Origin of the sequence: Deinococcus misasensis DSM 22328 (assembly GCF_000745915.1) — a bacterium.
Lineage (GTDB): Bacteria > Deinococcota > Deinococci > Deinococcales > Deinococcaceae > Deinococcus_C > Deinococcus_C misasensis.
Map to the genome: position 1 here is coordinate 91093 of NZ_JQKG01000013.1, position 15255 is coordinate 106347.

Sequence of the window (15255 nt, forward strand, 5' to 3'; positions counted from 1 at the left end):
GTCATGTCAGAGATGCAAGTTCAAACTTTTGTGGCCACGTATTTTGACGGCCAGAGTTCCAGAGCCCACGAAGTTCAGGCCCAATGGGACGGTCAACACCTGCAGATTCAGGGTCCTGAACACCATCTGGTTTTCAAGATGGGAGAATGGCAGTTGCAGCCTCCTCTGGGAAAAACCCGCAGGATGTTCAACTTACAGGGCGGAGGCCGCCTCATCACCGAAGATTTTCAGGCCATTCAGGCCCTCGAAGTGGCAAAACGCATCAATCCCGGCATGCGCTGGGTGGATGCCATTGAACGCAACTGGAAATGGGTGCTGACCGGATTTGTGGTGCTCGGGGTGTTCTTGCTGGGGTTTTTCCGGTTGGGTTTGCCCGTCATTGCCAGAGAAGCCGCGGAAGCCACCCCTTTGCCTGTGCTGGTTTCGGTTGGAGACCAGACCCTGAAATTGCTTCAAAAGCAGTACTTGCAGCCCAGCAAAGTTCCAACCAAGCGCCAGAAAAGCCTGACAGAGGAATTTCAGCGCATGACTTCCGACATCGGAGAGAATTACCCTTACCAGTTGCACTTTTATGCCAGTTCACTGCTGGGTGCTAATGCTTTTGCGTTGCCCTCTGGAGACATCGTGATCACCGATGACCTGATCAAACTGGCCCAGAGCGACCGGGAAATTCTGGGTGTGCTGGCCCATGAAATTGCCCACGTCACCCAGAGGCACACCATGAAAAGCGTGTATCAGGGCATGGGGGTGTTTCTGGTGGTGTCTCTGGCCTTCGGGGATTTCACCTCGCCGACTTCTCTGGCTTCCACGGTGCCCATTGTGCTGATTCAAAACGGATATTCCAGAGCTTTCGAGTCCGAAGCAGACCGCATTGCTGGACAGTACATGCTGCAAAAATGGGGAACCACAAAGCCCCTTCAGGACATGCTGAAGAGGCTGGTGGCAGATGCGGGTACCGACAGAGACCTGTCGTTGTTGCAAACCCATCCGGGCGTTCAGGACCGCATCCAGATGTTGCAGAAATTGAAACCTTAAACCCGCACCACCACTCGGGCTTTGCTGTCTTGCAGGTGGATGGAGTCAATGAAGCGCACCACCCGAGTGGAGTGACCCATCACGATGGAATGGGTTCTGGCCCCTCCACCAAAGGGCCGGACCCCTTGCAGCAAATCCCCATCGGTGATGCCTGTGGCACTGAAAACAATGTGGTCGCCGGGCGCAAGGTCTCCGGTTTTGTAGATTTTTTCGGTGGACACGCCCATGAGTTTCAAACGTTCGCGTTGTTCGTCGTTCTCGGCGATGAAACGGCCCTGAAATTCCGCTCCGAGGCACTTCATGGCTGCAGCAGTGACCACACCCTCTGGTGCCCCTCCCCAGCCCATCAGGGCGTGAACCCCTGTTCCACGGATGGCTGCCGCCAGACCTGCAATCACATCCCCGGCGTTGATCAGTTTCACTCTGGCTCCAGCACTGCGGATTTGCTGGATCAGGGGGATGTGCCGTTCACGGTCCAGAACCACGATCAAGAGGTCTTCCACACTGCGCTGCAAGCTCATGGCCAGAGCTTTGAGGTTGGCTTCCACAGGCCAGTCCAGATTGACCTGTCCGGCAGCGGGTGGAGGCACCACCAGTTTGTCCATGTATACGTCAGGGGCGTGCAAGAGGCCTCCTTTTTCGCTCATGGCAATCACGGCGATCACGTTGGGCAGGCCCTTGGCAGCAGCGCTGGTGCCCTCCACAGGATCCACAGCGATGTCCACTTTGTGGGAGTGCTTGGTTTTCTGCCCGAGGTTTTCCCCGATGTACAGCATGGGGGCCTCATCCATTTCCCCCTCACCGATGACCACGGTGCCATCGATGTCCAGTTCATTGAGGACGCTGCGCATGGCATCGGTGCCAGCAGCATCCACGGCGTTTTTGTCTCCTTTGCCAATCCAGCGGCTGGCGGCAAGGGCGGCCTGTTCGGTGACGCGGACGGTATCCAAAACGAGAGCACGTTCCATACCTGCGGTTGTAACATTTGGAAGGGGTTCAAGCGGTTTACGGTGCAGGTGTGTACTACACTGTTTTACCTGAATTCCGGTTTACCTGTGTGACCTCAGAAGCTGTATACAAATCCGGATTGCATCTGTGGCAACACAAAAAAAGATCCAGAGCAAGGGCTCTGGACTGAATTCAGAAGTTCGTGAAAATTCGCCGTCTGGGTGGGTGTTCCTTTGTCAGTAGCCCTGACGAAGAACGCAGCAATCAACCCACAGGTTTGGGACCCCTGAGTCCACTTTTCCCCATTCTCTTGGAGAGCACGCCTGCGATGTCCTCGGGTTTCACCCCGAGTTCAGCCATCACAAACAGGGTGTGAAACAGCAGGTCGGCAGTTTCAGTGGCGAGTTCCTGAGGGTCCGTGTTCTTGGCAGCCAGCAGCACCTCTCCGGCCTCCTCGGGGATCTTTTTCAGGATGCGGTCCAAACCGGCCTTGTGCATGGTGGTCACGTAAGAACCCTCAGGTTGGTGCTCGATGCGGTCCAGAATGGTCTTGTAGACCTCACTGACCACAAAGCCAAGCTGGGTGTGCCCCTCTTCTTCCATCAAGGGGTTGTGGAAGCAAGACTGCTTGCCTGTATGGCAGGCCGGACCTTGTTGCTCCACCAGATACAGCACTGCGTCGCTGTCGCAGTCGTAACGGACGGCCAGCACCTTCTGGGTGTGGCCACTGGTTTTGCCTTTCACCCAGAGTTCCTGACGGCTTCTGGAGTAATAGGTGCCTTCTTTTGTGGAGAGGGTGAGTTCCAGGGCCTCGGGGTTGGCCCATGCCAGCATCAGGACTTCACCGCTGCGGGCATCCTGCGTGATGACCGGAATCAGGCCATCACTGTTGTACTTGAGGTCTTTTACAGCTTGCAGCTCGGTCATTCCACAAATCCTCTCACAGAAATGCCCCTGCTGGTCAGGTAATCCTTGACCTGACGCACGGACAGCATGCCAAAGTGAAACACACTGGCAGCCAGAGCAGCATCGGCTTTGCCTTCAGTGAGCACATCGTAAAAGTCTTCCAGCTTGCCTGCTCCGCCTGAAGCCACCACAGGCACATCCACATTCTCTTTGACGGTGCGGGTGGCGACCAGATCGAAACCGCTCTGGGTTCCGTCGGCGTCCATGACATTCAGGACGATTTCTCCGGCCCCGAGTTCCTGTCCTTTGTGGACCCACTCGATCAGGTCGATGCCGGTGTCCACACGGCCACCGTTCAGGTGTACGTTCCAGCCCGAGCCGTCCGGGCGGCGTTTGGCATCGATGGACAGCACCACACACTGGGCTCCAAAGTGGTCGGAGGCAGCACGGATCAGCTCTGGGTTGCGAATGGCACTGGAGTTCACCGAAATTTTGTCTGCCCCAGAGAGCAAGAGGTTGCGGAAATCCTCCACACTGTTGACCCCTCCGCCAATGGTGAGCGGCATCATGACGCTTTCGGCCACGTCTTTGGCCACTTCCAGCATCAATTTGCGCCCTTCATGGCTGGCGGTGATGTCGTAAAAGACCAGTTCGTCGGCCTGTTCCTGCTCGTATTTCTGGGCCAAAAGAAGGGGATTTCCGGCGTCACGGTGGTTTTCAAAGAACTTGACGTTCTTGACCACCCGACCATTTTGGACATCCAGACACGGGATGATGCGCTTGGTAATCACAGCAGTCATTGTAAGGGACGGGGGAGGGAAATGAGGGTTTTTGCGTATGCATGTGGGGGAGGGCTTCGCCCTGCCGAGGGCTGAGGGCTCAGGGCCAAAGAAAGCCGAGGGCTCAGAGCCGAAGGCCGAGGGCAAAAAAAGCTTTTGCGAAAGCAATCAAGGGCGCAGCACGCTGTCTTGTACAAAACGAGGGATCGCAAGTTGATCCCTCTGCCCGCCTCGCCCCTACACGGTGTTGTTCGACATTCCTCCCCTTGGGCGTAGCACGCTACGCCCCTACATTCAATCCCCTTGACCAGCTCTGCCACGCATCACATGATGCTCTCGGCTCTCGGCTCTCGGCTCTCGGCTCTCGGCTCTCGGCTCTCAGCTCTCGGCTCTCGGCTCTCGGTAATAGGGCGAGGCACGCCTAGCCCCTACAAGGCTCTCGGCGAAACCCTTAAATTGGTATCATACTTGTCTACCCATTTTGCGATTTTGGTATTTAATTGGTATCATTGCTTCGACACACAACCATGCGCCACCGCTCTGCACTTTTCATGCGCAGAAAGGACATTCATGCAAAAAGCACTGCTTTCCAGTTTGCTGGTCCTCACCATTTCTCTGGCACAGGCACAGGAGGCCACCGACACCCCCGAGCCCGAGCACATCGTGGTCGGTTATTACCCGTCTTGGGGGGTTTACGGCAAGAACTATTTTGTGCAGGACATTCCAGCTGACAAAATCACCCACATCAATTACGCATTTGCCAACGTCAATCAGGAGGGCAAATGCGTGCTGGGCGATCCGTGGGCCGATGTGCAAAATGGCAACCTCGGGGTGGTTGGAGAAGGGGAGAAAGCTTTAAAAGGGAACTTTGCAGCCATCAAGCAGCTCAAAGCCAAACATCCCAACTTGAAGGTCATGATTTCGGTGGGTGGATGGACCTTCTCGAAATACTTCTCGGTGGCTGCAAGAACCCCAGAGAGCCGCAAAGCTTTCGTGGATTCCTGTGTGAACATGTTCATCCTCGGGCAGTTTGATGGCGTCGATCCAGAGTATGGTCGGGGCGTCTTTGATGGCATCGACATCGACTGGGAATATCCGGTGGTCAAAGGAGATCCGGGCAACATTGTGGACCCCTCCGACAAACGGAATTACACCCTCCTGATGGAAGATTTCAGAGAAGCCCTCAACAAAGCCTCTGTGCAGACAGGACAGGAATACCAGCTTTCGATTGCTGCAAGTGCCAATCCCACCCTGTTGACCGAACACATGGAAAGTGCTGCTCTGGCCGATGTGCTGGACTTCATCAACATCATGAGTTACGACTACCACGGCTCATGGGACAGCACCACCAACCACCACAGTGCCCTGTATGCCTCGGGCAAGGATCCCTCTGGAGGCCAGAGCAGCGTAGACAACACCGTACAGACCCTGCTGAACTTGGGTGTGAACCCCAAACAGATCGTGGTAGGCGTGCCCTTCTATGGACGCAGTTACAAAGAGGTGGAACCCGGAAACAACGGCCTGTACCAGAAATACAACGGTGCTGGACCGGGCACTCTGGGAGAAGCTGGCATCCTGAAATACGCCGACATCCTGAAACTGGAAATGAACCCCAATTACCGCAAATTCCGCGACCGTGACACCCGCACGGTCTGGCTTTACAGCAAAAAAGACCGGGTTTTTGTGGCCTATGATGATCCAGACACCCTGCAAGACAAGGTGGCTTACGTGAAAAAGCTCGGGCTGGGCGGAATGATGTTCTGGGAACTCAGTCAGGACGATTCAAGCCTGCTGAATGTGATGGATGCGGGGTTGAATCCCTGAGCCTGCGGCTTGCCGAGAGCAAAGGGCCGAGAGCAAAAAAGGCTTTGGCTAACGCGATGAGGGCGAGGCACGCCTCGCCCCTACAGGCCTTCGGTCATTCATGTTATGCTCTGAACCAAATGAAGGACCTTCCTGCTTGCGTTTTCGTGTATGGCACCCTGAAACCCGGTTTTCGCAATTACCCTGTGGCCCTGAAGGCTGGACCCCACGATGTGGTGGGAAAAGCCACTTTGCAGGGCTTTGACCTTTTTGGCCTGACCCCCGAGTTTTACCCCGGCATCACGGAAGGTCAGGGAAACATTGAAGGGGTGGTGCTCAGGTACCACGACATGGGGCAGGCCCTGCCCATTCTGGATGAGTTGGAAGAATTGCATTTGGACCCACCGGGTTATCGGCGTGAGGTCTTAACCGTTCATTTGGAAGATGGAAGCTTCATGGACTGCATCGTTTACATTTACATCAGACAGTCCAGACTTCAGCAAGCAGGCGTGTACCCCATTCCCTCGGGAGTCTGGCAGGAGGACTGAATTGAAACTCTTGATTGGCACCGGAGGTTACACCAATGAAGATTGGCTGGGCCTGATTTATCCAGAGGGCACCAAACAGCCCGATTTCCTGTCCATTTACAGCCGGTATTTCAATGCAGTAGAGGTGAACAGTTCGTTTTATGCCATTCCCGGCGAAAAAGCCTTTGCTGGGATGCTGCGAAAAACCGATGCCAAAACCATGTTCACGGTGAAACTGAACAAGGTGTTCACCCACGAACGCAATTACACCGAAGACGATGTGCAGCGCATGATCCTCAGCCCCAAACCCATCCGCGAGGCCGGGATGCTCGGGCCTTTTCTGGCCCAGTTTCCTTACTCTTTCAAAAGGACCCCAGAGCACCGCAAGTACTTGCAGCATCTGGTGACGGCGTTTGAAGGGCATCCTCTGGCCATCGAATTCCGGCATGCTTCATGGCTGAAAGATGAGGTGCTGGAAGCCTTCAGGGAGCTTGGCATCCTCTGGGTCAGCGCCGATTACCCTCCGATGGATGGGTTGCCACCGTATCAGGTTCAGGCCAGTGCCAGAACCGCTTACATCCGCTTGCACGGACGCAATCAGGAGACGTGGTGGGAAGGCCAGAGCGCTTCGGACCGCCACGATTACCGCTACTCTGAAGAGGAGATTCAGGACATCGCAGCACAGATTGCTGCCTTGAAAGACGTGGACACCTTGTATTTGTTTTTTCAGAACACCACCAAAGGGCATGCCCTGTTCAATTACCAGACCCTCAAAGATGCGCTGGGGCAGCACGATCTGGTGGTTGAGATTCCCAAAGGTTCCGGGCTATTCTGACGCATGCTGCAAAAATTCCGACACATTCACGTTCTTGGGGGATCCGGTTCCGGGACCACCACATTGGCACGCAACCTGTGCAAAGATTTCGGGCACCTGCATCTGGACACCGACGATTATTTCTGGGAGAAAACCGACCCGCCTTTCACCACCATCCGACCTGTGCCCGAGCGTCTGGCACAACTGCGTTATAAATTTCAGGACCACGAAAAGTGGATTTTGTCCGGTTCTCTGGTGGGCTGGGGGGATGTGTTCATTCCCGAGTTTGATCTGGTCATCTTTTTGACCCTGCCCCATGAAGTGCGCATGCAACGCCTGAAAGACCGCGAAATCAGCCGTTACGGTCTGGAAGCGATTTCGGAAGGAGGCCACCTCCATGAGGCCCACCAGAAATTCATGGACTGGGCTGCACAGTACGACACCGCTGATGAAACCATGCGCAGCCTGAAACTCCACCAGAATTGGCTGAAACAGTTCAAAGTGCCTGTGGTGCACCTCTCTGGACTGCTGTCGTATCCAGAGCAATTGAAGTCCATTGGGCAACAGCTCACACAGTCCTGAAACCATGGAATTTGGGTCACTTTTGAACCTTTGCGGTTCTTCTAAAGTGACCCTGACCCATTTCACAGGAGGATTCACATGCCCGCATCTGCACCCGAACTTGTTCATGGCCTGACCGCCCACAGAGGAGCCCTCCTCGACCTGTTTCCCCTGCTTTCAGAGGAACATGCGAACTTTGCCCCATGGGAAGGTGGCATGACCATCAAAGGCACCCTGGACCACCTCAATGGCACTTCCAGCATGCTGCTGGCCATCATGAAAGGGGAGGCCCCACAGCGTCCCGCCCCCTCTGGGAGCCTTCAAGAAGCCATCGAGAAATTCAAAGCCGACACAGAGGCCCTGCTTGCAGGAGTGGGCACCCTTTCCGACGAAGATTTGCAGCGTCTGGTGCCTGCTTTCGGAGGCCAGATGATGCCTCTGGGATCACTGGTTCACATGATCCGTGACCACGACATCCACCACAAAGGACAACTCTGGCTCATGGCCCGGATGGTGGGCATCAAACCGCCCATGTTCGTGAAGCGCTGACTTCCAAAATCAAAGGACGGAGGGAAACCCCTTCGTCCTTTTTGCTTCACAAGGAAAGTTCAAAAGCCTGACCAGACTGGTCTTTGATCCTCACTTTCCAGCCCTGTGCTTGTCGCTGAATCTTGCAATCTGACACGGTATCGGGCAACTGCTCAGGAAGACCGGCCTGAATCAGCCTCGGGTCGGTGCAAAGCACAGCACCATCCAGAGGAGTTTCTTGCAGACTGGACTTCTGAACCGATTCAAGCACCCGATGGGCAAAATCCTGCACAGGGTCTTGCTTTTGCGTGTTCAGCAAAGGCCACCACATGGCGCCAAAACCCAACAGCAAGAGCAGACCAAAACCGACCCACACCAGTGGAGGGGTCTTTGCTCTGGCCCGACCAGGGGTCAGGTTCATTGCTCTGCGTATTTCTTGAACAGGGCTTCTGCACTGGCTGGGGGCACCATTTTGGTGATCTCTCGGGAGCCGTAAGAAGCGATTTCTTTGACCATGCTGGAACTCACATAAGACCAGCGTGTGGCGGCCATGATGAACACGGTTTCCACATCGGGATTCATCTGGCGGTTCAAGTGGGCAATTTGCAACTCGTACTCGTAATCCGAAACGGCACGCAAGCCCCTCAAGATCACCGTGGCACCCGTTTCGCGCATGTAATCCACCAGCAGACCTCCAAAAGCCTCCACGCGCACGTTGGGCAAATGGGCCGTGGCATCTCTGAGGATTTGTAGCCGTTCCTCAATGGTGAACAGGTGCTTGGACACCTTGCGGGGGTTTTGCAACACGGCCAGAGTGACTTCCGGAAACAGCCTGCACGCTCTGGAAAGCACATCCATGTGTCCATTGGTGATGGGATCAAAAGAGCCCGGAAAAACCGCTTTGATGGGTTGAATCATGATGACCTCACTAAATCACGAAAAAAAGCGGTGTAGCAAGTCCTAGCTGTCTTTCCAGTACAACGTCAGTGCATTGCTGCCATATTCACGGCGGTCCAAGGTGAACCCTGCATGCTCGGGCAGGTGGGTTTTGTCTGGATGCTGAACGATGACCACCCCATCTTCCTGCACAGGTGCATGTTGCAGCACGTCCAGAGCAATCTGTGGGATGTCCATCGGATAAGGCGGATCCACAAAAACCACGTCCTGAGGCCCCACCCGGTTCAGGTAATACTTGGCATCCCCAAGGTGGATTTTGACCCTCAGGTTGAGGGCTCTGGCGTTTTTGTCCAGGATGCTGACGGCCCCTTTGCTGTTGTCCACAAGCGTCACCTGAAATCCCCTGCTGGCTGCCTCCAGTCCCACCGCACCACTTCCGGCATACAGGTCCAGAAAGGTGCTGTCCTCACCGTAGTGTTGGGCAAGGATGTCAAAGAGGCTTTTTCTGACTTTGGCTCCGGTGGGAACAGCAGTGGCAGGCACGATCAAAGTCCGGCCCTTGGCACTTCCCCCGAGGATTCTGAGGTTCGACATATTGCAGATCTTAGCAGAAGGCAGGAAAGCCGAGGGCATAGGGCCGAGGGCTGAGGGCCAGAAAGGCTCTGGTCTGGGCTTTGAAAGCAAGGTATTTCTTCATGGCAAAAACAGAAAACTGCCCATTGTATTGCCATGAGAATGTGCTTTTTGATTCCGTTGCCCTTACAAACGTTTTCCTTGACCATTTTCTGTAACGAATTGCAGGATGCTCTCGGCTCTATGCCCTCGGCGCTCGGCTGCTTTCCATCACCCCCCTCCTGCAAATGACCTTTACTTTTCATCCTCCCAACCCCATAAAATAAAACAATGCACATCACCGCTGCGATCACAGCCGGAGGGAAATCCAGGCGATTCGGGTCAGACAAAGCATTGTATCGGGTTGGACAGCACACCCTTCTGGAAGTGGCTGCCCGCAACCTGCACGCCTGCAACCAGAGGTTGATCATTGGCCCTTATGCCCTGCGAAACTGGCAGACCCTGCCTGATCCTGCTCCGGGTGTGGGACCGATCTCAGGACTGGTGGCAGCTCTGGAGCATGCTGAGAACGGCTGGGTGTTTTTCACGGGCGTGGACATGCCCCAGCTGGATGCCCATTACTGGAGCCACCTCAACCACCATTTGCATCCAGATGTTCAGGTGGTGGTGCCGCTCAATGAGCAGGGCAGGATGGAGGTTCTGGCTGCGGCTTACCATGTCAGTGCCTTGCCTGAATTGAAAGCCGCTCTGCAAGAACGGCGTTATGGCATTCGGCGGGTCATCGAAGAGAAATTGCTGTACCACACGCTGGCAGGCGTGCCCCAGCACCACTTCAAGAATGTGAACACCCCTCAGGACACCCTCGATCTGATGGAAAGCTGACCCACCCAATTGACCGGCATCTGACATTTCATTTACCGTGTCATGGGAAAATCAGACATGCACAACAACCTGTCCGGCCCTCAAAGCCTGCTCGACTTGCGTTTCGTTTCTGACCCTCAGGTGTGTGGGGCCAGAGTGGTCTTTGTTCATTCCACCCCTTTGCAGAAAAAATATGTGTCCAACCTGTACCTCTGGCAGGAGGGTCAACTGTTGCAACTCACCCACGGTGAGGACCAGAACACCTCTCCACGGTTTTCGCCAGATGGGCAGAAACTGGCGTTCATCAGCAACCGCTCTGGATCGTCTCAGGTCCACCTGCTGGATTTGCAAGGCGGAGAAGCCCGCAAGCTCACGGCTTTGGAGGCTGCCCCTTGGGGTTTGCAGTGGACCCCGGATGGCAAAGCCCTGTCCTTTATGGCAAGCTTGAAAAAGGCAGACCATGAGACGGTTTTTGTGACCTCCTCGGCCAGTTACCAGTTCAATGCAGAGGGGTTGTTGCCCGAGCAACCCGACCAGTTGCACCTGTTCCACCTGCTGACCGGTGAGCAGGAAATCCTCACCAGCACCACCGTGGACATCCACGATTACCAGTGGCTGCCTGACGGCTCTGGTGTGGCCTACATCTCTGCCCCCACCGCTCAGGATCTGGCATCTGCATGCCTGTGTGTGTACCGCCAACCCCTCAAAAGGCAACCCGAGCAGGTGATGACCGCCACTTCTGACTTTTCCCAACTGAGCATTCAGCCGGATGGCTCTGGGTTTGTGGTGCTCCGCAAAGACCAGAGCTGGCACGATGGACACCTGTACCATTACCACTGGGATGGGGCCTGCAAACGTCTTGACGAGGGTTTTGACTATCCTGCAGGGAATTATGTGACTGGCGATGCCCTGTACGGGGTTTACAACACCAGAGCCCAGTGGTTGGATGCCCGAACCCTGCTGGCGATTTACACCCTGGGCGGATCCTCGGGTCTGTTTCAGGTGAAACTCTCTGGCGAGGTGACCCCTGTGCTGCACCACCATGCCAGAGTGATGGCGGGTTTTCATGTGTCGCAGGGCAAAGTGGCGTTCATCGAGGAGTGCGCCACCGAACTTCCCGAGGTGTACCTCTGGGAGGATGGTGTGGTGACCCCGGTTTCCCAGCAAGGCAGCCTGCTGGTGGATTGGCCCATCCTTGAGCCCATTTCTTTGCGGGTGGGCAATGTGGAGGGTTGGCTCCTGAAACCCGAGCAAGCAGGCCCTCTGCCTGTGGTTCTCAGCATCCACGGTGGGCCACACATGGCGTATGGGCACGCTTTCATGCATGAGTTTCAGATGCTGGCCCAGCAGGGTTATGCGGTGCTCTATTGCAACCCGAGGGGCAGTGTAGGGTATGGTCAGAGCCACTCTGGGGCCATTCAAGGCCGCTGGGGCACCATCGACGCCGAAGACATCCTCTCGTTTCTGGAAGGGGCTCTGGCGCAGTTTCAGGAGCTTGATCCTGAGCGCATGGCCGTGGTGGGGGGCAGTTACGGCGGGTACATGGTCAACTGGCTGACGGCCCACACCCACCGCTTCAGGCGGGCCATCACAGACCGTTGCGTGTCCAATCTGGTGTCGTTTGCTGGGACTTCAGACATTGGTTTTTATTTCGGACAGCACGAAATCGGAGCCAATCCCTATACGGGTGATCCTGCAGTGCTCTGGGACCGCAGTCCCATCAAATACGTTTCGCAGGTGAAAACCCCCACACTGGTGGTCCACAGTGAACAGGATTTGAGGTGTGCTCTGGAGCAGGGTCAGCAGTGGTACCATGCCCTGAAAACCCTTGGCATTGAAACGCGCTTCGTGCGCTTCCCAGAGGAGAACCACGAACTGTCCCGCTCGGGCCGTCCGGACCGCCGGATGGTGCGTTTGCAGGAATACCTGAACTGGCTCAGTCCCCTATGAGCCAATTTATGCACGTTTAATGCGTTGATCAGTGAAATGGGAGGATTCGTTTGAATCCTCCCATTTCAAAAAAATTCACAGGGGGACAAGCTCTTGTTCTGTCAAATGCACTAACGCTGGGTTTGCAGGCCCAGATGCATGGACCTTGGGAAGAGGCCCCGGTCCCATGCCCCTTTGTGGAGGGTTTCCCGGAAATCGGGATGGGCCACATGGATCAAGGCTTCCGCACGCTCAGAGAGGGTTTTGCCGTACAGATCTGCAATGCCGTACTCGGTGACCACATAACGCACATCGCCCCGCGTGGTCACCACGCCAGAGCCCGGTTTCAGCAAGGGGGTGATTCTGGAATGCATGACCCCTTTCACATTGGCCGTGGAGGTCACCGCAATGATGGGTTTGCCCCCCTCGGACATGGCTGCTCCCCGCATGAAATCCAGTTGCCCTCCAAAGCCCGAGTACATGCGGGTTCCGATGGAGTCCGCGCACACCTGACCGGTCAGGTCCACTTCCAGAGCGGTGTTGATGGCCACCATGTGCCGGTTCTGGGCAATCACCATCGGGTTGTTGACGTAATCGCTCGGGTGCATTTCCAGAAGCGGGTTGTCGTGGGCAAAGTCGTACAGTTCTCTGGAGCCCAGCATCAGGGTGCCGATGATTTTCTCGGGGTGCAGGGTTTTGCGGCTTCCGGTGATGATCCCTTCTTTGAGGGCATTCAGAATGGCCGTGGACACCATCTCGGTGTGGAGCCCAAGGTCTTTTTTGCCTTTTAAAGCATGCAAAACCGCGTTGGGAATGTTGCCGATGCCCAGTTGCAGGGTGTCTCCATCTTCAATCAGGCTGGCAATGTTGTGCCCGAGTTTCTGTTCCACTTCGGTGAAAGGAATTTCTTCCAGTGTGGGCAATGGATGGTCAATGTCCACAGTCGCAAACACCTGAGACATGTGGATGAACGCATCCCCGTGCACTCTGGGCATGTGTGGATTGATCAGGGCGATGGTGCGTGCTGCATTTTCCACAGCGGCTTTGCTGGCGATCACTTCAGTCCCGAGGCTCATGTAGCCGTGCGGGTCAGGGGGGCTCACCATCACCACGGCCCAATCCAGAGGGATGTGCCCCGAGCGGATCAGTTTGGGAATCTCACTGAGGAAGATCGGCACATAATCCACCACCCCGTTGCCAATGCCCATCCGGTCATGTGGCCCGAGGAAAAAACTGCGGTAATGGAAAGGGGAGCCTGCCACAGGTTTCAGTGCAGTTCCCATTTGCAGCAGACCGCAAAACTCCACCCCTTTCAAGCTGTGCAAATGCGATTCCAGTGCTTCCAGAAAAGGGGTTGGGGTGGCAGCATTGCCAGACAGAAACACCCGTGCATACGGTTGAATCCACGATGCTGCCTCTTCAAGGGTGACGCTCAGGGCATGCATGATTGGCTCCTTTGAGCCCAGCATAAGCTTTTCATGGACGGCAATTGTCCTGATTCTGACCAGCAAAAAAGACCCGAAATGCTCGGGTCCTTTAAATCAAATCCTGCTTTGAGAGGAAGTTTTCTCAGGGAAGGGCGCGGGTCAATTCCAACGCTTTTCCAGCATTGAGCAGTCCAGCTCCGCACCCTTGGGTGCAAGCAGGGAGGGCCGTGGCAGATTTGCGCAGGATGTCTTTCACCTGTGCTGGGGTGATTTTGGGTTTCAGGCTGTACATCAGGGCCACCACACCAGAGACTTGAGGGGTGGCCATGCTGGTGCCTTCCATGAAGGCGTAGTACCACTCGCTGCCATCTGGGCTCCACAGGGCAGACAGAATCCCGTCCCCATAGCCGTCGTTGTTGTCGTCTCGGGTGGTGTCTCCACCTGCTGCTGCAAGGGTCACTTTGCTGCCGAAGTTGCCGTAGTAGGTTTTGGTGTTGTCAATGTTCACGGCTGTCACTGCGATCACGTTGTTGCAGTTGGCAGGGGAAGAACCCGAGGCGTCTTTGCCATCGTTCCCTGCTGCAACCACCACCGTGACCCCTCTGGCCACCACATCATTGATCGCACTCTGGTAGGTGACCGGGCAGGCGGTTCCGGTGTAGCCTCCCAGACTCATGTTGATGACTTTGGCAGGGGTGGTGTTGGCGGGCATGCCAGGCACGCTCATGCCTGCAGCCCAGCGGATGCCGTCGGCAATGTCGGCCATGGAGCCCCCGCATTTCCCGAGCACACGCACGTTCTGAATTTTGCTGCTCCAGCCCACACCAGAAACCCCTTCGGTGTTGTTGGTGGATGCTGCAATGATGCCGTCCACGTGGGTTCCGTGCCATGAGTTCTCATAGGTGAAACCATCATCACAGGTGCCACCATCGCCCACATCGGTGGGATCGCTGTCCCGTCCGTTTCCATCTCCACCCATTTTGGGGTCAGAGAGCATGTCGTAGCCAGCCACATAATTGCCCATCAGATCAGGGTGTTTGGTTTGACCGGTGTCCAGCACGGCCACCACCACATTGCTGCCTTTGGTGTAATCCCAGGCTTTGGGCAGGTTCAACTTGGGAAGGTGCCACTGGAGGCTGTAAAATTGGTCGTTGGGCACAGCAGCAGGCTTGAACACGTAATTGGGTTCGGCATACTCGATGTCGAAGAACTTGTTCAGCTTGTCAAGGGCCTGTCGGGTTTTCTTGTCCAGAGCCTCAATCACGCTGCCCCCAGCTTTGACATCGAGACCCAGCACAGAGAGGGACAATCCAGAGCCTTCATCGAGTTGCACCAGAAAGGAACCATCTCCCAACTCGCGGATGGGGGTCAGGTTGATGCCTGCTTTTTCCAGTTGCTTGAAGATGCCTTTGGCGTTGCCTTTTTTCTTGAATTTGACGATCAACTGGCCAGGCACCACACCCACCGTCTGGGTGCGGGCATGGGGGTTCTTTTTGGTCACAACCTCTTTGTTCTTGTTCTGGGCGGTGGCTGCTCCTGCGAGCAGCAGAGAAGTGAGCACAATCGGTGTCAGTTTCATGCTTTCTGTTATAAGAAGACAGGCAGTGAGAAAGGACACGGGACCCTAAAGGTTTGCTTCAGGAAGGGTCAGAAAGGGAATGTCTAAA

16 protein-coding genes are annotated in these 15255 nt (G+C 55.5%); 8 read left to right on the forward strand and 8 right to left on the reverse strand.

All coding sequences use genetic code 11. From position 1 onward, the window contains the following. The first annotated feature begins 3 nt into the window (after positions 1–3). Positions 4–1035: a M48 family metallopeptidase gene (locus Q371_RS10395; RefSeq protein ID WP_051964059.1), complete on the forward strand. Its 1032-nt coding sequence runs from the start codon at positions 4–6 to the stop codon at positions 1033–1035. On the opposite strand, the gene glpX is transcribed toward Q371_RS10395, so the two are convergent. From glpX to hisF, 3 genes are all read right to left on the reverse strand, one after another. Further along, positions 1032–2003 carry a class II fructose-bisphosphatase gene (gene glpX / locus Q371_RS10400; protein ID WP_034339901.1) on the reverse strand — a complete coding sequence of 324 codons (972 nt, stop codon included), beginning with the start codon at positions 2001–2003 and terminating at the stop codon, positions 1032–1034. The genes Q371_RS10395 and glpX overlap by 4 nt on opposite strands. Before the next feature lie 244 nt (positions 2004–2247). Next, entirely contained in the window at positions 2248–2910 is a 663-nt protein-coding gene (hisIE, locus tag Q371_RS10405; RefSeq protein WP_034339903.1) for a bifunctional phosphoribosyl-AMP cyclohydrolase/phosphoribosyl-ATP diphosphatase HisIE, read from the reverse strand. Next, on the reverse strand, positions 2907–3680 hold the full coding sequence (gene hisF, locus Q371_RS10410; RefSeq protein ID WP_034340023.1) for an imidazole glycerol phosphate synthase subunit HisF: 774 nt from the start codon (positions 3678–3680) through the stop codon (positions 2907–2909). Before hisF ends, hisIE begins: the two co-directional genes overlap by 4 nt. Before the next feature lie 558 nt (positions 3681–4238). Between hisF and Q371_RS10415 the strand changes: the two genes are divergently transcribed. From Q371_RS10415 to Q371_RS10435, 5 genes are all read left to right on the forward strand, one after another. Next, positions 4239–5492, forward strand: coding sequence for a glycoside hydrolase family 18 protein (locus tag Q371_RS10415; protein ID WP_051964063.1), 1254 nt, complete (start codon positions 4239–4241; stop codon positions 5490–5492). 119 nt (positions 5493–5611) lie between these two features. Further along, positions 5612–6019, forward strand: a complete 408-nt coding sequence (locus Q371_RS10420; protein ID WP_034339905.1) for a gamma-glutamylcyclotransferase family protein — start codon at positions 5612–5614, stop codon at positions 6017–6019. Position 6020: 1 nt separating this feature from the next. Continuing rightward, positions 6021–6833, forward strand: coding sequence for a DUF72 domain-containing protein (locus Q371_RS10425; RefSeq protein ID WP_034339908.1), 813 nt, complete (start codon positions 6021–6023; stop codon positions 6831–6833). A gap of 3 nt (positions 6834–6836) precedes the next feature. Continuing rightward, positions 6837–7394 carry an AAA family ATPase gene (locus tag Q371_RS10430; protein ID WP_034339915.1) on the forward strand — a complete coding sequence of 186 codons (558 nt, stop codon included), beginning with the start codon at positions 6837–6839 and terminating at the stop codon, positions 7392–7394. Positions 7395–7472: 78 nt separating this feature from the next. Next, positions 7473–7922 (forward strand): DinB family protein, encoded by a 450-nt coding sequence (locus Q371_RS10435; protein WP_034339918.1) that lies wholly within the window; start codon positions 7473–7475, stop codon positions 7920–7922. 46 nt (positions 7923–7968) lie between these two features. Here the strand turns inward: Q371_RS10435 and Q371_RS10440 are convergent, their stop codons facing one another. The 3 genes from Q371_RS10440 to Q371_RS10450 are packed head-to-tail and all read right to left on the reverse strand — an operon-like array spanning position 7969 to position 9392. Beyond that, positions 7969–8322 carry a hypothetical protein gene (locus tag Q371_RS10440; RefSeq protein ID WP_034339922.1) on the reverse strand — a complete coding sequence of 118 codons (354 nt, stop codon included), beginning with the start codon at positions 8320–8322 and terminating at the stop codon, positions 7969–7971. Then, complete coding sequence (gene coaD / locus Q371_RS10445) at positions 8319–8807, reverse strand: pantetheine-phosphate adenylyltransferase (protein ID WP_034340026.1); 489 nt, start codon at positions 8805–8807, stop codon at positions 8319–8321. The genes Q371_RS10440 and coaD overlap by 4 nt, the downstream gene beginning before the upstream one ends. 54 nt (positions 8808–8861) lie before the next feature. Next, a complete protein-coding gene (locus Q371_RS10450; RefSeq protein WP_034339926.1) occupies positions 8862–9392 on the reverse strand; it encodes an RsmD family RNA methyltransferase in 531 nt (176 codons plus the stop codon). A gap of 309 nt (positions 9393–9701) precedes the next feature. Here Q371_RS10450 and mobA point away from each other — a divergent pair, with 309 nt between their 5' ends. Beyond that, the gene (gene mobA, locus Q371_RS10455) at positions 9702–10253 is read left to right on the forward strand and encodes a molybdenum cofactor guanylyltransferase (protein ID WP_034339929.1); all 552 of its coding nucleotides are present in this window, start codon (positions 9702–9704) and stop codon (positions 10251–10253) included. Between the two features lie 57 nt (positions 10254–10310). Next, positions 10311–12182 (forward strand): S9 family peptidase, encoded by a 1872-nt coding sequence (locus tag Q371_RS10460; RefSeq protein WP_034339932.1) that lies wholly within the window; start codon positions 10311–10313, stop codon positions 12180–12182. A 110-nt stretch (positions 12183–12292) separates the two neighbouring features. On the opposite strand, the gene Q371_RS10465 is transcribed toward Q371_RS10460, so the two are convergent. Together Q371_RS10465 and Q371_RS10470 are read right to left on the reverse strand one after the other, a co-directional pair. After that, positions 12293–13606, reverse strand: a complete 1314-nt coding sequence (locus Q371_RS10465) for an acetyl-CoA hydrolase/transferase family protein (protein ID WP_034339935.1) — start codon at positions 13604–13606, stop codon at positions 12293–12295. A gap of 124 nt (positions 13607–13730) precedes the next feature. Then, complete coding sequence (locus Q371_RS10470) at positions 13731–15167, reverse strand: S8 family peptidase (protein ID WP_051964069.1); 1437 nt, start codon at positions 15165–15167, stop codon at positions 13731–13733. Positions 15168–15255 lie beyond the last annotated feature (88 nt).